Below are 18,829 nucleotides of genomic sequence, written 5' to 3'. Positions count from 1 at the left end.
GGGCAGGCAATAAACCTGCCCGTTAATTACCAATAAGGCGGAAGGGAAGGATACCCCTCTCCCGGGACCGTATGAGGCAGGGATGCCGATTACGAGCGTACAGGGATGTATTTAAGGGGGGCGCCCAGCCCGTGCCCCGGGAGAGGGGTATCCTTTCCTTCCAACCCGATAGTAAGGCGCGATTTTTACGCGACGTGTATAGAGAGACCGGAATTTTCCGGTGCGATATCATCCCGCAAGGTGCATTCCGGTATTTTGTAGGCGCCGGCATTTTGCGGGCGAAAGGGTATCGGCGCAGTCTGCCAGAGATGGTCGAGGCGCTGCCCGAGTTCGCCGCAAACCTGCGCAAACCTCGCTTCGTCGACCCGGCCGGTCCGGTAGACCAGGTACGGCGGCAACACGTCGAATCCCGGGTAGTACAGAATGCCGTGCTGGATGGGGAATAAAATATCCTCGATGGGGCCATTGATACCCCGCGGGCTGTAATGGGACTCCCATCCCCCGGTGGTGACGATCAGCATCGCCCGCTTTCCTTTCAGTCTCCCTTCTCCATAGCGATCGCCCCAGTGCGTATCGGAATGCTCCCCCACACCATAAGCGAGGCCATACGCATAGACCCGTTCCACCCAGCCTTTCAGGATCGCCGGCATCGAGAACCACCACATGGGAAACTGCAGAATCAGGGCATCCGCCCACATCAATTTCTCCTGTTCCAGCTCGATGTCTTTGCTCTGCCAGCCGTTCTCCAGCGCGATCTTGGAGTCGAGGGCCGGGTCGAAGCGCGCATCGGCCTGCCTGTTGGTGTTGTCGTCTGCGTCGAGGGTTGCCTTCCATTGCATGGCGTACAGGTCCGATACCTGGACCTCATGTCCGGCCTCTTCGAGGCGTTTGACCGCAAAGTTCTTGAGAGAGCCATTCAATGACCTGGGTTCGGGGTGGGCATAGACGAGAAGAATATTCATGGCTGGATCTCCAATAATTGCCAGGAGAAGGCAGAATAGGATTATCTCAGGTATAGTTATAATGAATTTCTAGTATTCCAGGTATTATCATGAGTAATCTCAGGCGGCTGGACCTCAACCTGCTGCTAACGCTCGATGTGTTGCTCTCGGAATACAACGTGACCCGCGCGGCACAGCGCCTGAACCTCTCCCAGCCCTCGGTGAGCGTTCATCTCGCCAAGCTCAGGGATATCTTCGGGGACCCGCTGTTGCTGCCCGGGCCGCGGGGTATGCGCCCCACCAAGCGGGCCGAGGCGTTGCGCGAGCCCTTGCGGCAGGCACTCGAGTCTCTCGAGCGTGCGGTGTCCCCTTCCACGCCCTTCGATCCGGCCGGGGCCAGCGATACCTGGCACGTGGCCGCCTCCGACTACAGCGAATCCACGATCCTGCAGCCCGCTCTGTCCGGGCTGCGCTCGGCAGCACCCGGCACCCGGCTGGCATCGGTTCAAGTCGTTCCCTCACGCATCGCCAGGCAGACGGAACAGGGGGAGATCGACCTCGCGTTTCATACCAGCGAGGAGTCTCCGGCCGGCCTGCGTCGACGGATTCTGTTTGCGGAGCGCTATGTTCTGGTGGGCCGCGCTGGCCATCCGCGGCTGAAACGGCGGCCAACACTTGCTCAATTCTGCAAGCTCGACCACGTGATCGTATCGCCGGATGGCGGGGGGTTTAGTGGTGTCACAGATAAGATGCTCTCGGAGATGGGGCTGACGCGCCGGGTTGTGCTGTCGGTTCCGCACTTTCTGTTTGTGCTATCGGCTGTGGCGAACACCGACCTGGTGGCGATGCTGCCTTCGCGCCTGGTCCGCAACAGCGATTCACTGCGGGTTGTCGAGCCGCCAATTGAAGTACCGGGCTTCGAGATGGCGATGCTCTGGCACGAGCGCTGCCATCGCGATCCCGCGCATCAGTGGCTGCGGGAGCATATCGTGAGTTCGTTGTAACCAAGCAGGCTCCTACAGGATGATGCCTTTATCCGGTATATTGGTTCCCGGGTTCCATTCTGAACGGGGAGAAACAAACATGGCTGTAGCCCTGAAAATTTCCGACGAATCCGCCGGCGGCGAGAAGATGTTCGAAAGCCTGCTGCACTTTCCCGCCGAGACCATTTCGGTGCGGGAGTTGATCGAGGTGCGGGTTCAGACCGAAGTGGAGCACTATAACGCCTCGGCCAGGCAAAAGTTTATGGGACTGATTCAGCCCAGCGATTCCGAGCGGGATTTGAATGGCTACAGGGTGCGCAGGAACCGCAGGGTGGATGTGGACGCCCAGCAGGAAGTCGCCATTAACGCGTTCCAGAGCAACGGCTTTTTCCTGCTGGTGAACGACAGACAGGTCACCGGGCTGGACGAGCAGATCATTATTACTCCCAATACCTCGGTGGTGTTCCTGAAGCTGACGCCGCTGGTCGGTGGCTGACATGGGCATCTTGGATATTTTCAGGCGCGCCAAACCGAAATCAGGCAATCCCGAGAGCACGGCTACAGAATCACCCCGGTCTGAGTACGACGCGCTGATCGAGCGTTATATCACGCACGAGGTGCAGAACAATCGCTTCCTTTTCGACCTGAAGCTCGGTCGCTCCGAAGCGGGCAAGGCGATACTGGCACTGGATGCTGAACAAAGCGTGGCGATGCTGATGCTGTGCATGCCTCGCTTTATTGACGCCTTCCGCAAGCAATATAAACAGCGCGTCCAGGTTTTTTCCTCCACCCCGGATTCCGCCTCCAGAACCCCGAGCCTGAGCGACCGCTGCGCCTGCTATGAGACCATTGTGCGCGCGCTAATGCGTCGCAAGCTGCCGCTGAGCGGGGCGCAGTTGCACCAGTTGCTCGATAGCCTGCTGAAAGTCGGCGGCTCCAGCCTCCAGCGGCTGCCGCTGACGGGCGTGGTGGCGGCGGCCGAGCATTACGCCAGCTCCCATCCCCTCGACGACCGCTTTACCGGCAAGCTCGAGCAGCTGCGGAAGCAAATCGAAGAGCAGTACTCGACCCAGGAGCTACGCAATATCGCCGGCCGTATCCGCGCTCTCACCGGTGCCCGGCAGACGCTGCCACTGGCACCGGGGGAGGCGTGGAGCGATGTGGCCATCGCCGACTGCCAGTCCCTTCCCGAACATGGGGACACACTGCTGGAACTGTTCAGCCTCTGCCAGCAGGCCGGGAGCAGCAAGCCTTCGAAAAAATGGCTGAACAGCGTCTCCCCGCTGATCGACGCCTTCGGCCGGGAAGAGTTTTCCACGCGGCTGATATCGTGGCTGACGCTGGTGGACAAACCGCGAACCATTCCCGCCAACCGCAGCTACGACTGGCAACCGGACCCGAACCAGCTTCTCGATGAACGCAATGCCGACGTTCTCAAAGGTTTGATCTGGTGCGGCAGCCTGGAGGAGAACGCGGAGCTGGCGCGGGCGCTGGTGAAGGCGGCGCTGAGCTTTTTCCGCAAGGTGCCCGGGCTGGGCCCGCGAGCGGTGCGGGTGGGCAACGCCTGTATCTATACCCTGGCGAACATGCCGGGGCGCTCCGGGCTCTATCAGCTGGCGGTGCTGAAGGTGAAGATCAAGTACCGCAGCGCGCTCAATATAATCAACAAGGCACTCACCGCGGCCGCGGAGCGGGAGGGCATCACCGTCGACGAACTGGAGGAGATGGGCGTACCCAGCTACGGGCTGGACCGGGTGGGTTACGGCGAGGAACCGGTGGGTGACTTTACCGCGGTCATCACCGCACCTTCCAGCCGGCAGGTGGAACTCAGCTGGCGCAATGCCGAGGGCAAGAGCCAGAAATCCGTGCCGGCGCGGGTCAAGGAGCAGCATGCGGGGGAACTGAAAGAACTGCGCGGCGCCCTCAAGGATATCAAGGCCATGCTGGGGGTCCAGAAAGAACGACTGGAGCAGCTGTTCCTCAAGGAAAAGGTCTGGCCCTTCGAGGTGTGGGTCGAGCGCTATCGCGACCACCCCATTGTCGGCACCATCGCCCGCAAGTTGATCTGGCGCTTTGCCTGGGGGGATTCCGCGGTGCTGGGTATTTACCGCGACGGCCATCTGGTGGATAACGCGGGCAATGCGCTCGCGCTTCCCGATGCGCTGGTCGAGGTCAGCCTGTGGCACCCGATCACCAGCGGGGCGGCCGAAATCAAGGCCTGGCGGGAGTGCATCGAGCATCTGGAGATAGTGCAGCCGTTCAAGCAGGCTCACCGTGAGGTGTACCTGCTGACCGACGCGGAAGTGAACACCGGCGTCTACAGCAACCGCTTCGCCTCGCACATTATCAAGCAGCACCAGTTCAATGCGCTGGCGGCGGCGCGCGGCTGGCGCTACAGCCTGCAGGGCGCCTGGGACGGCGGTGACCAGATCGCCCAGTTGGGCCTGCCGCAGTTCAACCTGTGGGCGGAGTTCTGGGTGCACGGCATCGGCGAGTACGGCAACGACACCACCGAGGCCGGCGTCTTCACTTATGTCAGCACCGACCAGGTGCGCTTTTATCACATTCGCACCAGCGCCGAGAATCTCGGCGAGGACAATATCCACGAAGATATGCCGGCGGACCTGCGCGCGGTGCCGGCGCTGGTGCTTTCGGAGGTGTTCCGGGATGTGGACCTGTTCGTCGGCGTCTGTTCCGTGGGCAACGATCCGGAGTGGTCCGACGGCGGGCCGGAGGGCCGCTTCCGCGACTACTGGCACAGCTTCAGCTTCGGCGAACTCAATGCCAGCGCCCACACCCGCAAGGCGATCCTGGAGAAGCTGGTACCCAAACTGAAGATCGGGCCCCAGTGCAAATTTATCGACCGCTTCCTGGTGGTCGAGGGCCAGCGGCGCACCTACAAGATCCACCTGGGTTCGGGCAATATCCTGATGGAGCCGAATAACCAATACCTGTGTATCGTTCCCGACAGCCGCAAAAAGACGGCTGCAGACAAGGTGTTTCTGCCGTTCGAGGGGGACAATATGCTCTCGATGATTCTTTCCAAGGCGGTATTGCTGGCGGAGGACAGGAAAATCAAGGACTCGACGATCAATTCGCAAATAGATCACTATCAGTGACCGTAAAATCAGAAAAAGTCAGGATGAACTCTGAATTTATCGGAACCTACTCGATGCTATTTCATCTGAATATAAAGGCAGGGAGCAGAAATTACAGGCTTATTTGGAGGCCATAAAACCCGACGCTATAAAGCCGGGAGTCCCAGGAGCCGAGGGAATCGGCTTCCAAAGTATCCGGTACATGGCACGAAACTTCCGCAGTATGACCGATGACCAACAAGTCCAGAACAGCAATCCTGATTCCCGGTATTTTTGACCGCGGAAAGTCCATGCTCAGGATGAGGCAGGCCCTGGAATCGGAGGGATTCTCCGCCCATTGCATCAATCTGCAGTACAACTCCGGCTGGCATGGCATGGAGCACCTTTCCCGACAGCTCAAAGATCAGGTGGACGCACTCGCAGAGGGGGACAGCAGCTGTTCGCTGGTGGGTTTCAGCATGGGCGGCATAGTGGCGAGACACTATCTGCAGAGGCTGGATGGGCTCGAGCGGGTGCACAAGTTCGTCTCCATATCGAGCCCTCATTACGGCAGTTTCTGGGCCAAATTCCTGCCCTACAAGGGTGGCCGGCAGTTGAGTATCGGCAGTGATTTCCTGAATACGCTCAATGAGGATGTGCAGAGCCTCGCGGACATCTCGCCGGTATCCATCTGGACGCCGTACGACATAACGATAGTGCCCCACACCAGCTCCCGGCTGCCGATCGGCAAGACCTACGAATTCCCGGTCAAGTTGCACCGCTGGATGCCGCTCGACCAGGCGGTAATTTCCGCGGTAGCGGCCGAGCTCGGCGAGGCGCTCGCATAATCAGAAACCGCTCTTACGAACTCAAGTTTCGGAGTCTGCTGTGGGAGTCTGCCCTGCAGGCGAAAAGACGGTGCTAAATGGCAACGCCATTATTCGCCAGCAGGGCTGGCTCCCACAGGGTGCGGTACAGTACTAAGGCTGATTCCGCGAACTCCGAAACTTGAGTTACGAAAATCAGCCCACTTCTGTCCCGTCCTCGCGCAACGGCTTGTGCAAATGTACCGGCTCCGCCTGTTTTTTCCGCAAACGCAGGTTGAGCATTTCCACCCCCACCGAAAACACCATGGCGAAATAGATATAGCCCTTGGGCACATGCACGTCGAAGCCCTCCACGATCAGCGTCAGGCCCACCATGATCAGGAAGGAGAGGGCGAGCATTTTTACCGTAGGGTGGCGATCGACGAAATTACCGATGGGCTTGGCCGCCACCATCATCACCACCACCGCCAGCACTATGGCAACCGCCATAATGGAAATTTCCTGCACCAGCCCCACCGCGGTGATCACCGAGTCCAGGGAGAAGACGATATCCAGGATTGCAATCTGTACCAGCACCATGCCGAAACTGGCCGCGGCCACCGCGGTACCCTTGCCCTCCACACCCTCCAGGCTGTTGTGAATCTCGTGGGTGGCCTTGCCGAGCAGGAAGAGGCCGCCGCCGATCAGGATGATATCCCGCCCGGAGATTTCCTCGCCCAGAAGGCTGAACAGGGGTTCGGTAAGCCCCATCACCCAGACGATGGAGAACAGCAGTGCCAGGCGGGTTAGCATGGCCAGCGCCAGGCCGACAAAGCGCGCCGTCTCCCGCTGCTTTGGCGGCAGGCGGCCGACGAGGATGGAAATAAAGATGATATTGTCGATGCCCAGGACAATTTCCAGCGCGGCCAGTGTCGCCAGCGCAACCCAGGCTTCGGGACTGGTTAGCCATTCGAACATGAAAAGTTCCTTTTTGGATAAGCGGATTGATTGAACTGGGCGTTATTCTATGTCGCCTTGTCCAGCAGGTGTAGGGTGGATAAGCGGTGACGATTCGGGTCGGCTCTATTCTATGCCGCCTTTTTTATGTTCAGCCAGGCCATGGCTGACTCTTCGTTTTCGAAGTAGCGCGCCTCGCCTCCGATCATCAGGCTGCCCGCCCTGGTCATCAGTTCCAGCCAGCGCTTGCTGCCCACCACCGCCACGCGGTTGAAGTGGCGGCCGTGCTTGAGGCCCAGCTTGAGGTCGTCCCAAGCGGCGCGGGGCTCCCAGCCCTCCATTTCAACGGCATTCATAAAGACATCGATCTTGGGATTCTCTTCCCCGGCGATGGCGGACTCCAGCATGGGCACTATCGCCTCGTAGTCTTCGTGGGTCAGCTTGCCGCGGACATGCAGGGAAAGCAAGACTCCGCCGTTGCTGCGCTCCAGGCCTACGGAAACGCCGTGATGCTCGGCACTCATAGGTACACCCCCGATGGTGGCTATGGTTCCGGTTATAGTGTGCCGGCGGGGTTTTACCAATCCGGCCGATAGCGGGGGAGAGATTCCCTGCAGAGCAAGAACTCTGCAGGGACGCGGTCAGTGAGAGAGAATATCCACGATCTCGTGGGTGGCGTGAACCAGGCGCACTAACTCGCCTTCGATTCTGATGGTCACAAAGCCGAATTCGTCCACCGGCCTGACGATAACCCCGTGCCGGTAGATTTCCGGTTCCAGGATAACGCCCTTTTGCAGTTTCTTTTTCCAGCCTGGCGGCAGTTCACCGCCCCGCTGTGCTTTTTTCTCCAGCCCCGGCGGCAAGCTGCCCCCCTTGCCAGGGTTTGCCGCAGCGCTGGTCGCAGCCAGGGCGATGATCACAGACAGGCCCGCTGCCGCAGTCAACTTATTCATACTTCTTTCCTCAATCAGACAAACGGTGTCCAGTGCCGGTAGCCAGGTTCCGGCTTGCGCCGAAACGACGACAGCGCACTTTAGCGCAAATCCTGCGCCCTCCGCGCTGAATACCGACTGAATATTACGAGCAGATCTCGTCGTAGCCGCGCCCGCGGAACTCCAGCAGGCAGAAGCCGTGGCCGAAGGGGTCGGACAGGCCGGCAATGGCACCCCAGCTATCAACCCGGATTTCTCCCTCCAGTTTCGCGCCGGCGGCGATCGCGCGTTCCACCGCGGCCTCCACATCGTCCACGACCATATCCAGGTGCACCGGCGTCCAGTGGCGCCGGTAGTCCCGCTGACGGTCTCCGGCGGCTGTGGAACCGGCCTCCTTGGCCAGCAGGTAGAGAGGGGCATCGCCGCCCAGCATTTCCATTCCGGCATCGCCGAAACTCCGCCCCGGGCGCAGGCCAAAGGCATCCCGGTAAAAGGCGACGGCGCGCTCCAGGTTGTCGACGTCGATATTGATCAGGAATTGCATATGGTCAAACCTCAGGCGGGTCGCGACCGCTGGCAGTTCCAGCAGTAATCGAAGGCCGCGCCGTTTTCCTCACCGCAGTCGCGGCAGCGCCAGGACCGCTGCTCCGCCTCGGCGTCCGCCAGCAATTGCCGCGCGCGCTCGTAGTCCCGCTCCCGTTCGAGCCAGAGTTCCGGCCAAGTCTGGTGCGGCGCCAGGTCTCCGGAACCACCCTGGGCGAATTCGTTTTTCAGGAATACCGGGATGCCGGCGACTTCGAGCCTGCTTTTTGCCAGCTCTACCAGCAGGCGGTTTTCGTGGGTGTAGATCAGCTTCATCGGGTGGCTGCCAATTAAAAAGGGCCGCAATCGCGACCCGAGGGTATCAGCCCCGACCGGCAAATCAAATTGGTAGCTTCACGAAATGGGCTGGGGAAATCAGTCGTTGCCCGCTGGCCTGCAGTCACCATCACCGCAGGTGTCGCTGGCGCTCAGGGTACCGATTTCCAGAATGGTGTCGGAGCTGCCGGGCGCGATGCGCCCGGTGATGGTCACTTCGCCGCCCGCTCCGGAGATGTATTCCTGCACCACGGTGCCCCGGGCGTCCCGCTGTACCGCCAGCTTCTGTCCGGCCGTTACTTTTTCACCGGGGCATACGAGCAGCTGTATCCACTCTTGGGGCCGCGCCCGTTCGGGCGTTACCAGGCTCTCGATTTTGCCGAATGGTTGAGGCGATGCCGCCCCGGCCGGAGCGGCGCCTGCGAACAGCAGTACAACCAGAAACAACGGAGCAGATCTCAATTGTTTCCTCCTGTGCAGTTGCAGAAACAGGGCGACGGAGATATCGCGCCCATCGACAGGGGATGGTTTAGGTATAGACGAGAACGGAAACAGGCGCCATCTGCCAACTGCAATCCGCAACGGACCACCCCGCCAACAATAAAGAGGGGCCACAATTGCGGCCCCTCCGGTGGGGTCAGAATATTGAAAAACGCCTAACTCAGATCGATCCAGGTCGACTTCAGCTCGCAGTATTTATCCAGCGCGTGCAGCGACTTGTCGCGGCCGTTGCCGGACTGTTTGAAGCCGCCGAAGGGCACGGTGATGTCTCCGCCGAAGTAGTTGTTGATCCACACGGAGCCGGCGCGCAGGTCGCGGGCCAGGCGGTGGGCGCGGCCGATATCCCGGGTCCAGACGCCGGCGGCGAGGCCGTAGATGGAATCGTTGGCGATGCGCAGGGCTTCGGCTTCGCTGTCGAATTCGATCACCGACAGCACCGGACCGAAGATCTCCTCGCGGGCGATGGTCATATCGCCGGTGACGCCGCGGAAAACCGTGGCCTCGTAGTAGTGGCCGCCGGCCACCGCCTCCGCCGGCGCGCCGCCGCACACCAGTTGCGCGCCCTGTTCCAGGCCCTTGGCCACATAGGATTCCACCGTGTCGAACTGGCTGCGATCGATCAGTGCGCCCATTACCGTGTTGGGATCCTGCGGGTGGCCCGGCTTGAAGCGCTCGCTGGCTTTGCGCACCTTTTCGATAAATTCGTCGGCGATGGATTTTTCCACCAGCAGGCGCGAGCCGGCGGTGCAGGTCTCGCCCTGGTTGTAGAAGATCGCCAGTGCGGCGGCGCCGGCGGCCTTGTCCAGGTCCGCGTCGGCGAAAACGATATTGGGGCTCTTGCCGCCCAGTTCGAGAAAAGTGCGCTTGAGGTTGGACTGGCCGGCGTATTCGGTCAGGGTCTTGCCCACCTCGGTGGAGCCGGTAAAGGTGAGGCAGTCGATATCCATGTGCAGGCCCAGGGCCTTGCCCAGGCTGCTGCCGGGGCCGGGCAGCACGTTGAGCACGCCGTCCGGCAATCCGGCCTCTTTTGCCAGTCCGGCGAGGCGGATGGCGGTGAGCGGAGTGTTGGAGGCGGGTTTGAGGATCACGCTGTTGCCGGTGGCCAGCGCCGGGCCCAGCTTCCAGGCGGTGGTGGAGAGCGGGAAGTTCCAGGGCACGATGGCGGCCACCACCCCCAGGGGCATGCGGGTGACCAGGCCCAGTTCGTCGGGGCCGGTGGGGGCCACTTCATCGTAGATCTTGTCGATGGCCTCGCCGCTCCAGCGGATGGTGGTGACCGCGCCGGGGACGTCCACGTTCATGGTATCGCCGATGGGCTTGCCCGCGTCCAGGCTCTCCAGCAGGGCGATTTCCTCGCGGTTCCGCTCGATCAGTTCGGCGAAACGCACCAGGATCTTCTTGCGCTGCATCGGCGGCATTTTCGACCAGACGCCGGATTCGAAAGTCTCGCGGGCCACTTTCACCGCCCGCTCGGCGTCTTCCGGACCGCAGCTGGCTACCTGGGCCAACTCCTTTCCGTCCGCCGGACTGACCGTGGGGCGGGTGGCGCCGGAGAGGGCGTCCACATAATCGCCGTTGATAAAGGCGCGGCCCTCGATGGCCAGGCCGGCGGCCATGGCCTGCCACTCTTGCAAGGTCTGCGGGGTCTGCTGTTCCGACATGGCTCACCTCCCTAAATTGAACATCCGAAAATGTGATCACAAATCAAAGGATACCAGAATTCCCCGGGCCGGTGCCACGTCGGGCCTGGGCGAACACAGGGTTCGCCCCTACAACGCACTTTCGTCGTTCCGGCGGAGGCCGGAACCCAGGTGCCACTATCCTGGATACCGGCCTGCGCCGGTATGACGAGTCAATGCGGGTTTGATTGAAGACAGACCATCTGCAGATGACACACAGATGACACTCAGAACCCATTGTAGGAGTGAACCTTGTGTTCGCCCGCCAAGCCGGCTATTCGCCGGCAACCGCCTCGAAGGTGCCCGTCTCGCGGTTCTTGCGCACTCCCGGTACTTCGAACACCCGGTTGTGGAATGCGATATAGAAGCCCGGCGGCAAAAGGCGTGCGGCCAGCAGGGCCTCGGTGACATTCTGGCGCGCGTCCGAATCGATAAAGCCCATAGGCTTCATGGCGCCGGTGAACACCACCGCCACCGGGGGCCTGCCCAGCGCACGGTGGCAGTATTCGGCGGTGTTAGACATGGTGTCGGTGCCGTGGAGCACCACGATGGGTTCCCCCTGGCTGGCGGTACGGGCAACGGCATCGGCAATCTGCTGGCGATCGCCGTCGTCCATTTCCAGCGAATCCTTGTTCAGCACACTCTCCAGCTCCAGATGAGTGTAGGGCAGCCGCAGACTGGCGATCAGGCCGTCGCGGATAATGGAGGCGCGGTTCTTCAGTGTGCCGTCGGCTTCGGAGTAACTCTTTTCGATGGTGCCGCCGGTGGTGAGGATGCGGATGGTGGTGGTGGGGTTGAGGTCGGTCATCGCGTCTCCGGGTCAGTGCCATTGCCATTGCCGGCGGCATCATAGTGGCGCCAACAGGTCTCCACAAGGCGGGGCTAGACCCAATACTGGTGAGTTAAGTCCGGCACCCTGTAGGAGCGGGCCATGCCCGCGATCGGCGGCGGGGATTCGACAAGCGCCAATCGCGGGCATGGCCCGCTCCTACAAAAAGTGATCTGACTCAACTGTATTGCCTCTAGGCGACCTGCGTTTCCACCCGCAACCAGTCGTCCTCCAACTGCAATACCAGCCTGTCTCCGCTGAGCAATTCCCCAACCCCTGCGGGGGTACCGGTGAGCACCACGTCCCCGGGCAACAGGGTGAAATGGCTGCTGATATAGGCCACCAGGTCGAGGATTGGGGTGAGCATATGTCCGGTCTTGCCCCGCTGACGCAGTTCGCCGTTCAGCCACAGGGAATAGGTGAGGTTGTCCCAGTCCGGCAGCCAGTCCAGTTTGACGAAGGGGGACAGCGGGCAGGCGCCGTCGAAACCCTTGGCCTTTTCCCAGGGGTGCCCCTGCTTCTTCAGCTGTCCCTGCAGTTCGCGCAGGGTGAGGTCCAGCGCCAGGCCCAGACCGGCGATGGCGCCGGGAACATCCGCCGGGTTGGCACCGCTCAGGGGTTCGCCGATCAGCAGCGCCAGTTCCCCCTCGAAATGGCAGCCACCGCGGCCGCGGGGCAGGTGGATCGGCTCGGCCATGGCCACCGCCGCGGTGGCGGGTTTGATAAACAGCAGCGGCTCCTCCGGAACCGGGTTGTCCAACTCGGCGGCGTGGGCGGCATAGTTGCGCCCCACGCAGACGATTTTCCCCGGGAGCTGGTCGCAGGGGCTCGCACAGCTAAACTGGTGTCGGTACATAATCAAATTCGATAGGGAGGGCCTGTTAACACTAAATTCGATGGCCGCGACGGAGGCCGTTTTTCCGCAAGACAAGGCGCAGTGAGCGCCGTGTGGTCATTCCACATAAGCGAACTGCAACGCAGGATTGCGGGAAAACGGCCCCGTCCCTCCGGGTTGCGCCCCAAAACGGGCCATGCAGCGTTGCTCGTCGCTCATTTAGCATGCTAAACCACGCTCCTCGCGCCTTGCCTGGCCCGTTTTGGGGCGGCAACGCGGCTATCGAATTTAGTGTTAACAGGCCCTAGGATAGGGATTTCAAATAAAGCGCCTCAGGGCGCTTGTGGTATGATCGCGCCCTCGCCGGGCTCCCGGCTTCCCGGATTTTACCGCCAAATCCTGTCGCCCACAGTCAAGAGAGTGTATATGGCTCCGCCCACCCACCAAAAAGAGTCCCTGAAAAAAGACAAGATCCACATCCTGCTGCTGGAGGGGGTCCACCAGTCCTCGGTGGATCTGCTGGCTTCCCGCGGTTATACCAATGTGGAGTACGTCAAGACTTCGCTGCCGGAAGAGCAGTTGATCGAGAAGATTGCCGACGCCCACTTTATCGGCATCCGCTCGCGCACCCAGCTGACCCGCAAGGTGCTGGAGAACGCCCCCAAGCTGATCGCCATCGGCTGCTTCTGTATCGGCACCAACCAGGTGGACCTGCAGGCGGCTACTGAACTGGGCATCGCGGTGTTCAACGCACCCTACTCGAATACCCGCAGCGTGGCTGAGCTGATTATCGCGGAGAGCATCCTGTTGCTGCGCGGCATCCCGCAGAAGAACGCCGTCTGCCACCGCGGCGGCTGGCTCAAGTCCGCCGCCGGCTCCTTCGAGGCGCGGGGCAAGACCCTGGGACTCGTCGGCTACGGCGCCATCGGTTCCCAGGTGTCGGTGATGGCGGAGGCCTTGGGTATGCGGGTGATCTTCTACGACGTGATCACCAAGCTGCCGCTGGGCAACGCCAGTCAGATAAACTCCCTCGACGAACTGCTGGCGCAGGCGGACGTGGTCTCCCTGCACGTGCCGGAACTGCCGTCCACCAAGATGATGATCGGCGCAAAACAGATAGCACACATGAAACCCGGCGCCATCCTGCTCAACGCCTCCCGCGGTACTGTGGTGGATATCGACGCGCTGGCCGAGGCGCTGAAAAGCGGGCATCTGGCCGGCGCCGCCATCGATGTTTTCCCGGTGGAGCCCCGGGGCAACGACGACGAGTTCCAGTCCCCCCTGCGCGATATCGACAGCGCGCTGCTCACCCCGCATATCGGCGGCTCCACTATGGAGGCGCAGGAGAATATCGGCACCGAGGTGGCGGAGAAGCTCGCCCACTATTCCGATAACGGCACCACCACCAGTTCGGTGAATTTCCCCGAGGTGGCCCTGCCCAGCCATGTGGGCGCGCACCGGCTGCTGCACATTCACAAGAACGTGCCCGGCGTGCTCGGCGCCATCAACCAGGTGTTCTCGGAAAACAAAATCAACATTTCCGCGCAGTTCCTGCAAACCAACGAGACTTTGGGCTACGTGGTGATCGATGTGGAGGCGGAGTACTCGGACTTGGCGCTGGAAAAATTGAAGAATATTCCCGGCACGCTGCGCTGCCGGGTGCTTTTCTGAATATTTTCGCCCCGTAGGAGCGACCGTTGGCCGATTGTGTGCTCCATGCACAATCGGCATTCCCGCTGGGCGGCACCCCGCCATCCATGGCGGTCGCCGCGACAGGGATTGATCGCGGCCAACGGCCGCTCCTACAATTGCCGGGCTTCCTCACTTCCTTGCATCCAAGGTGTACCTCCTTGCGCAACAACGACTCCGCCGCGGCCGGTCTGTTCGCCGGTATCAGCGCATTCCTGCTCTGGGGATTCGCGCCCTTGTACTTCAAGCTGCTCGACGGTATTTCCTCGCCGGAAATCCTCGCGCACCGCAGTATCTGGGCGCTGGTGCTGGCAGTGGCGATCCTCGCGCTGATCGGCAAGCTGCCGGATTTCCTCGCCACCCTGCGCTCGCGGGAAAAAATGGTCACCCTTGCCCTGTCCACCCTGCTGATCGGCGGCAACTGGCTGGTGTTTATCTGGGCCATTACCAGCAACCACCTGATGGATGCCAGCCTCGGCTACTACATCAACCCGCTGATCAGTGTGCTGTTGGGCGTACTGATTCTGGGGGAGCGGCTGCGTCGCCTGCAGTGGCTGGCGGTGGGACTGGCGGCGGCGGGCATCGCCTACGACCTCTGGCAGTTCGGCCGGCTGCCGGTGGCGGCCCTGATCCTGGCATTCTCCTTCGGCTTCTACGGCCTGGTGCGCAAGCGGGCGCCGGTGGACAGCCTCACCGGGCTTGCCGTGGAAACCCTGTACATGTTCCCGCTGGCCGCACTCTATCTTCTGTGGAGCGACAGCCCCAGCAGCGACCTGCTCAACAATAGCTGGCAACTGAACGGCCTGTTGTTGCTGGCCGGCCCGATAACCCTGACCCCGCTGCTGCTGTTCAATATCGCCACGCGCCGGCTCAACCTCTCCACGGTGGGGTTCCTGCAGTACCTGGCACCCACCCTGCATCTGCTGCTCGCCACGCTGGCGTTTGGCGAGCCCTTCAGCGAGGGCAAGATGGTGACTTTCGGCCTGGTGTGGCTGGGGCTGGGTGTCTATTCGCTGGATGCATTGGCACAGCGGCACAGGTTGCAGCAGCAGAGCAAAGCCGTCGCCTGACCCGGATATTTTTGTATGGCCGCGACCAACGGTGGTTTATTTCACAGACCTATCGCGGCCATGGGCCGCTCCTACAAAAACTAGGAATTCAGCCACTCGTCCATTGCCTGCAGTATCCGGTGCCGGTAGGGCTGGGTCTCGTTGATCATCTGGTGGCGCGCGCCGCGCACTATCACCCGCTTGCTGTTGGGAAAGCGGTCGCGGATAAGGCGCATGTTGTAGCGCCAGGAGACGGTCTCGTCGCCAGTGCCCTGCAGCACCAGAATCGGTTTGGGATTTTTCGCGGTTTTGGGGAAGGTGTTGAGCCAGTCCACCATGGCGGTGAGCCAGCGCATGGACATCACCGGAGACTGAAGCGGGTCCCGGTGCGCCTGGCGGCGGGCGAACTCGGCGTCGTGGGTGTTGATATTGAAACCGCGGTCGGGGTTCGCCATAAAGAAGCGGCCCAGGTAATACCGCCACTTGCGCAGATGCCAGCGCGCCGGGCGCACCAGCGGCGCCAGCAGGAAGATTTTGTCGAACGGCTGCCAGCAGCTGTATTGTAGGTAGGCCAGCAGCGCCGCGCCGCCGGTGCTTTGTCCAAGGGCGTGCCAGGGACCCGGCAGCTTGTCGCGGGCGATGTGCAGCAGCGCCTCCAAGGCCTGGCGGTACTGCAAAAAGGTATCGATGGCCACCGGCTCGCCGCTGGAGAGGCCGTGGCCCGGGAAATCGAAGATCACTACGTTGAGGTTGCGCTCCAGGCCGAAGCGAACGGCCGAACCGTAGATACCGGTATGGTCGAAATAGCCATGGCAGATAAACAGGGTACCGCGGGGCTTTTCCACCAGCCAGTACTGGGCAACCAGCTCAAAACCCGTCGCCTCGAACGTGCCCACCCCGGTCCTGTGGGCCAGGGGAAACTGCAGGTCGTAGTAATTGCGATACTCCTGCAGGGCCGGCAGCAGCGGGCCCTCATCATTTCTGCTGAAATCCAGCTCGGGCAGTTGCTCGCGCAGGGCCGAATAGTCCGGGCGCTTGATGACCGGGCTGTGTTCGACGGTAGTGATATCTTGCAGTAGAGCCATTGGGCAATGGTACTGCATTTTGACGCGGGAAATTCGACCCGCTTTTGTGCCGGATACGAAAAGGGCGAACACTGGATCCGCCCGTCTATAACTTGTCGTCATGCCGGCGCAGGCCGGCATCCAGTTTTGGTGGCATCTGGGTTCCGGCCTACGCCGGAACGACGAGTTGGCTCCAACTTACCTGATCTTCGGCTCCAGCTCGCCGGTCTCGTAGCGCTTGGACATATCCTCCAGGCCAACGGGGCGTATCTTGCTGGCATTGCCGGCGGTGCCGAAAGCCTCGTAGCGGGCCATGCAGATGTCCCTCATGGCCTCTACCGTGGCTTTGAGGAATTTGCGCGGGTCGAATTCGGAGGGGTTCTGGGCCAGGAAGCGGCGGGTCGCGCCGGTGGAGGCCAGACGCAGGTCGGTGTCCACATTCACCTTGCGCACGCCGTGCTTGATGCCCTCGCAGATCTGCTCCACCGGCACGCCGTAGGTCTCGGGGATCTCGCCGCCGAATTCGTTGATGATGGCCAGCCACTCCTGGGGCACCGAGGAGGAGCCATGCATCACCAGGTGGGTGTCGGGTATACGCGCGTGGATTTCCTTGATGCGGTCGATCGCCAGAATATCACCGGTGGGCGGGCGGCTGAACTTGTAGGCGCCGTGGCTGGTGCCGCAGGCGATGGCCAGCGCATCCACCCGGGTTTTGTGCACGAAATCCGCCGCTTCTTCCGGGTCGGTCAGCAGCTGGTCGTGGGACAATTTGCCCTCGGCCCCCACGCCGTCCTCCTCGCCGGCCATACCGGTTTCCAGCGAACCCAGGCAGCCCAGCTCGCCTTCCACGGACACGCCGCAGGCGTGGGCCATTTCCACCGCGCGCCGGGTGACGTCCACATTGTATTCGTAGGAGGCCGGGGTCTTGCCGTCCTCCTGCAGGGAGCCGTCCATCATTACTGAACTGAAACCCAGCTGGATGGAGCGCTGGCACACCGCCGGGCTGGTGCCGTGGTCCTGGTGCATCACCACCGGGATTTCCGGGAACTCCTCGATGGCGGCGAGGATCAGGTGGCGCAGGAAGGGCGCGCCGGCGTATTTGCGCGCGCCGGCGGAGGCCTGCACGATCACCGGCGAATCGGTCTGCTTCGCCGCCTCCATGATCGCGCGCATCTGTTCCAGGTTGTTGACGTTGAACGCGGGCACGCCGTAGCCGTATTCGGCAGCGTGGTCCAGCAGTTGGCGCAAGCTGATTAGGGCCATAAAAAATTCCTGTCTCGTCTCGGTGCGAAATGCTAATAATTGTTTTTAGAGCTTTTGTAGGAGCGGGCCATGCCCGCGATCAGTGCTGGCAGAACCTTCGATCGCGGGCATGGCGGATGGCCGCCCCGCCGCTCCTACAGAAATCGGTCAGTCTTGGGCGCGGGATTCGAGAATCGCCACTGCGGGCAGTGTCTTGCCCTCCACATATTCCAGGAAGGCGCCGCCGCCGGTGGAGATATAGGAGACCTTGTCGGTGATACCGTACTTGTCCACCGCCGCCAGGGTGTCGCCGCCGCCGGCGATGGAAAAGGCATCGCTCTCGGCGATGGCTTTCGACAGGCGCTCGGTGCCGCCGCCGAACTGGTCGAATTCGAACACTCCCACCGGGCCGTTCCAGATAATGGTTTTCGCCCCGCGCAGGATTTCCTCGAGCTTTTCCGAGGATTGCGGGCCGATATCGAAAATCATATCGTCCGCGGCCACCTCGTCGGCGGGTTTGGTTTCCGCTTCGGCGGATTCGCTGAACTCCTTGCCGGTCACCACGTCCACCGGCAGCGGGATATCGCATTTCTGCATCAGGCTGCTCGCGGTATCCACCAGGTCGTGCTCGCACAGGGACTTGCCCACCGGCTTGCCGGCCGCGGCGAGGAAGGTGTTGGCGATGCCGCCGCCCACAATCAGTTGGTCCACCTTATCCGCGAGGGTCTCCAGCACGCTGAGCTTGGTGGAGACCTTGGAGCCGCCGACGATCGCCACCATCGGCCGCGCGGGATTGGCCAGGGCCTTCTCCAGCGCATCCAGTTCCTCCGCCAGCAGCGGGCCGGCACAGGCCACCGGGGCATATTTGGCCACCCCGTGGGTGGACGCCTGGGCGCGGTGGGCGGTGCCGAAGGCGTCCATCACGAAGATATCGCACAGGCTGGCGTAGGCGCGGGCCAGTTGCTCGTCGTCCTTCTTCTCGCCGGAGTTGAAACGCACATTTTCCAGCAGCGCCACTTCGCCGTCGGCCAGCTCTACACCTTCGCGCCACTCCTTGATCAGCGGCACCTCGCACCCCAATAGTTTCCCCAGATGAGCGGCCACCGGGGCCAGGGAGAACTCTTCCTCGTATTCGCCCTCGGTGGGGCGGCCCAGATGGGACATCAGCAGCACCCTGGCGCCGGCGTCTACAGCGGCCTGAATAGTGGGCAGGGCGGCTCGAATACGGGCGTCGGAGGTGACCGCGCCGTCTTTTATCGGCACGTTCAAGTCTTCGCGAATCAGCAGGCGTTTGCCTTTCAGGTCCAGATCCTTCATCAGTTTGACCGCCATTGCCAGTCCCCTCTGTATCTGTGGAAAAGTGGGCGCGGAGTATAACAATTGCGTC

At 61.7% G+C, this 18,829-nt stretch carries 19 protein-coding genes; 6 read left to right on the top strand and 13 right to left on the bottom strand.

Going from position 1 to position 18,829, the window contains the following annotated elements; all coding sequences use genetic code 11:
- Nucleotides 1–185 precede the first annotated feature (185 nt).
- A complete protein-coding gene (locus PP263_RS18180; RefSeq protein WP_308365296.1) occupies nucleotides 186–962 on the bottom strand; it encodes an NAD(P)H-dependent oxidoreductase in 777 nt (258 codons plus the stop codon).
- A gap of 89 nt (nucleotides 963–1,051) precedes the next feature.
- On the opposite strand from PP263_RS18180, the gene PP263_RS18175 reads away from it, so the two are divergent.
- The 4 genes from PP263_RS18175 (at nucleotide 1,052) to PP263_RS18160 (ending at nucleotide 5,849) form a co-directional block, all read left to right on the top strand.
- Nucleotides 1,052–1,945, top strand: a complete 894-nt coding sequence (locus PP263_RS18175; RefSeq protein WP_308365295.1) for a LysR family transcriptional regulator — start codon at nucleotides 1,052–1,054, stop codon at nucleotides 1,943–1,945.
- Between the two features lie 79 nt (nucleotides 1,946–2,024).
- On the top strand, nucleotides 2,025–2,420 hold the full coding sequence (locus PP263_RS18170; protein ID WP_308365294.1) for a hypothetical protein: 396 nt from the start codon (nucleotides 2,025–2,027) through the stop codon (nucleotides 2,418–2,420).
- Nucleotide 2,421: 1 nt separating this feature from the next.
- Nucleotides 2,422–5,043, top strand: a complete 2,622-nt coding sequence (locus PP263_RS18165; RefSeq protein WP_308365292.1) for a DUF4132 domain-containing protein — start codon at nucleotides 2,422–2,424, stop codon at nucleotides 5,041–5,043.
- 209 nt (nucleotides 5,044–5,252) lie between these two features.
- Nucleotides 5,253–5,849, top strand: coding sequence for a lipase (locus tag PP263_RS18160; RefSeq protein ID WP_308365289.1), 597 nt, complete (start codon nucleotides 5,253–5,255; stop codon nucleotides 5,847–5,849).
- 174 nt (nucleotides 5,850–6,023) lie between these two features.
- On the opposite strand, the gene PP263_RS18155 is transcribed toward PP263_RS18160, so the two are convergent.
- The 9 genes from PP263_RS18155 to PP263_RS18115 form a co-directional block, all read right to left on the bottom strand.
- Complete coding sequence (locus PP263_RS18155) at nucleotides 6,024–6,785, bottom strand: TerC family protein (protein WP_308365288.1); 762 nt, start codon at nucleotides 6,783–6,785, stop codon at nucleotides 6,024–6,026.
- Between the two features lie 110 nt (nucleotides 6,786–6,895).
- Nucleotides 6,896–7,288: an STAS/SEC14 domain-containing protein gene (locus PP263_RS18150; protein ID WP_308365287.1), complete on the bottom strand. Its 393-nt coding sequence runs from the start codon at nucleotides 7,286–7,288 to the stop codon at nucleotides 6,896–6,898.
- Between the two features lie 117 nt (nucleotides 7,289–7,405).
- Nucleotides 7,406–7,717 carry a hypothetical protein gene (locus PP263_RS18145; RefSeq protein WP_308365286.1) on the bottom strand — a complete coding sequence of 104 codons (312 nt, stop codon included), beginning with the start codon at nucleotides 7,715–7,717 and terminating at the stop codon, nucleotides 7,406–7,408.
- A gap of 124 nt (nucleotides 7,718–7,841) precedes the next feature.
- Nucleotides 7,842–8,240: a VOC family protein gene (locus PP263_RS18140; RefSeq protein WP_308365285.1), complete on the bottom strand. Its 399-nt coding sequence runs from the start codon at nucleotides 8,238–8,240 to the stop codon at nucleotides 7,842–7,844.
- Nucleotides 8,241–8,251: 11 nt separating this feature from the next.
- Entirely contained in the window at nucleotides 8,252–8,554 is a 303-nt protein-coding gene (locus PP263_RS18135; protein WP_308365284.1) for a DUF2007 domain-containing protein, read from the bottom strand.
- Nucleotides 8,555–8,653: 99 nt separating this feature from the next.
- Complete coding sequence (locus PP263_RS18130; RefSeq protein WP_308365282.1) at nucleotides 8,654–9,016, bottom strand: hypothetical protein; 363 nt, start codon at nucleotides 9,014–9,016, stop codon at nucleotides 8,654–8,656.
- A gap of 194 nt (nucleotides 9,017–9,210) precedes the next feature.
- Complete coding sequence (locus PP263_RS18125) at nucleotides 9,211–10,716, bottom strand: aldehyde dehydrogenase (RefSeq protein ID WP_308365281.1); 1,506 nt, start codon at nucleotides 10,714–10,716, stop codon at nucleotides 9,211–9,213.
- 292 nt (nucleotides 10,717–11,008) lie between these two features.
- On the bottom strand, nucleotides 11,009–11,542 hold the full coding sequence (locus PP263_RS18120) for an asparaginase domain-containing protein (protein ID WP_308365279.1): 534 nt from the start codon (nucleotides 11,540–11,542) through the stop codon (nucleotides 11,009–11,011).
- A 214-nt stretch (nucleotides 11,543–11,756) separates the two neighbouring features.
- Nucleotides 11,757–12,422 (bottom strand): fumarylacetoacetate hydrolase family protein, encoded by a 666-nt coding sequence (locus tag PP263_RS18115; protein WP_374693726.1) that lies wholly within the window; start codon nucleotides 12,420–12,422, stop codon nucleotides 11,757–11,759.
- 402 nt (nucleotides 12,423–12,824) lie between these two features.
- On the opposite strand from PP263_RS18115, the gene serA reads away from it, so the two are divergent.
- Entirely contained in the window at nucleotides 12,825–14,069 is a 1,245-nt protein-coding gene (gene serA, locus PP263_RS18110) for a phosphoglycerate dehydrogenase (protein WP_308365274.1), read from the top strand.
- Nucleotides 14,070–14,248: 179 nt separating this feature from the next.
- Nucleotides 14,249–15,157 (top strand): EamA family transporter RarD, encoded by a 909-nt coding sequence (gene rarD / locus PP263_RS18105; protein WP_308365272.1) that lies wholly within the window; start codon nucleotides 14,249–14,251, stop codon nucleotides 15,155–15,157.
- A gap of 80 nt (nucleotides 15,158–15,237) precedes the next feature.
- On the opposite strand, the gene PP263_RS18100 is transcribed toward rarD, so the two are convergent.
- The 3 genes from PP263_RS18100 to PP263_RS18090 form a co-directional block, all read right to left on the bottom strand.
- The gene (locus PP263_RS18100) at nucleotides 15,238–16,221 is read right to left on the bottom strand and encodes an alpha/beta hydrolase (RefSeq protein ID WP_308365271.1); all 984 of its coding nucleotides are present in this window, start codon (nucleotides 16,219–16,221) and stop codon (nucleotides 15,238–15,240) included.
- A gap of 177 nt (nucleotides 16,222–16,398) precedes the next feature.
- Entirely contained in the window at nucleotides 16,399–17,463 is a 1,065-nt protein-coding gene (gene fba, locus PP263_RS18095; protein WP_308365270.1) for a class II fructose-bisphosphate aldolase, read from the bottom strand.
- 147 nt (nucleotides 17,464–17,610) lie between these two features.
- A complete protein-coding gene (locus PP263_RS18090) occupies nucleotides 17,611–18,774 on the bottom strand; it encodes a phosphoglycerate kinase (protein ID WP_308365269.1) in 1,164 nt (387 codons plus the stop codon).
- Nucleotides 18,775–18,829 lie beyond the last annotated feature (55 nt).

Source organism: Microbulbifer sp. TB1203 (genome assembly GCF_030997045.1).
In the GTDB taxonomy this organism is placed as follows: Bacteria; Pseudomonadota; Gammaproteobacteria; order Pseudomonadales; family Cellvibrionaceae; genus Microbulbifer.
Note: the sequence above shows the minus strand (reverse complement) of the source record. Positions and strands in the feature narration are given on the sequence as shown.

Bases quoted from the DNA above. Each gene is read 5' to 3' on its own strand.
- PP263_RS18180 (WP_308365296.1), bottom strand. From the start codon at position 962: ATGAATATTCTTCTCGTCTATGCCCACCCCGAACCCAGGTCATTGAAT.
- PP263_RS18175 (WP_308365295.1), top strand. From the start codon at position 1,052: ATGAGTAATCTCAGGCGGCTGGACCTCAACCTGCTGCTAACGCTCGAT.
- PP263_RS18170 (WP_308365294.1), top strand. From the start codon at position 2,025: ATGGCTGTAGCCCTGAAAATTTCCGACGAATCCGCCGGCGGCGAGAAG.
- PP263_RS18165 (WP_308365292.1), top strand. From the start codon at position 2,422: ATGGGCATCTTGGATATTTTCAGGCGCGCCAAACCGAAATCAGGCAAT.
- PP263_RS18160 (WP_308365289.1), top strand. From the start codon at position 5,253: ATGACCAACAAGTCCAGAACAGCAATCCTGATTCCCGGTATTTTTGAC.
- PP263_RS18155 (WP_308365288.1), bottom strand. From the start codon at position 6,785: ATGTTCGAATGGCTAACCAGTCCCGAAGCCTGGGTTGCGCTGGCGACA.
- PP263_RS18150 (WP_308365287.1), bottom strand. From the start codon at position 7,288: ATGAGTGCCGAGCATCACGGCGTTTCCGTAGGCCTGGAGCGCAGCAAC.
- PP263_RS18145 (WP_308365286.1), bottom strand. From the start codon at position 7,717: ATGAATAAGTTGACTGCGGCAGCGGGCCTGTCTGTGATCATCGCCCTG.
- PP263_RS18140 (WP_308365285.1), bottom strand. From the start codon at position 8,240: ATGCAATTCCTGATCAATATCGACGTCGACAACCTGGAGCGCGCCGTC.
- PP263_RS18135 (WP_308365284.1), bottom strand. From the start codon at position 8,554: ATGAAGCTGATCTACACCCACGAAAACCGCCTGCTGGTAGAGCTGGCA.
- PP263_RS18125 (WP_308365281.1), bottom strand. From the start codon at position 10,716: ATGTCGGAACAGCAGACCCCGCAGACCTTGCAAGAGTGGCAGGCCATG.
- PP263_RS18120 (WP_308365279.1), bottom strand. From the start codon at position 11,542: ATGACCGACCTCAACCCCACCACCACCATCCGCATCCTCACCACCGGC.
- serA (WP_308365274.1), top strand. From the start codon at position 12,825: ATGGCTCCGCCCACCCACCAAAAAGAGTCCCTGAAAAAAGACAAGATC.
- PP263_RS18100 (WP_308365271.1), bottom strand. From the start codon at position 16,221: ATGGCTCTACTGCAAGATATCACTACCGTCGAACACAGCCCGGTCATC.
- fba (WP_308365270.1), bottom strand. From the start codon at position 17,463: ATGGCCCTAATCAGCTTGCGCCAACTGCTGGACCACGCTGCCGAATAC.
- PP263_RS18090 (WP_308365269.1), bottom strand. From the start codon at position 18,774: ATGGCGGTCAAACTGATGAAGGATCTGGACCTGAAAGGCAAACGCCTG.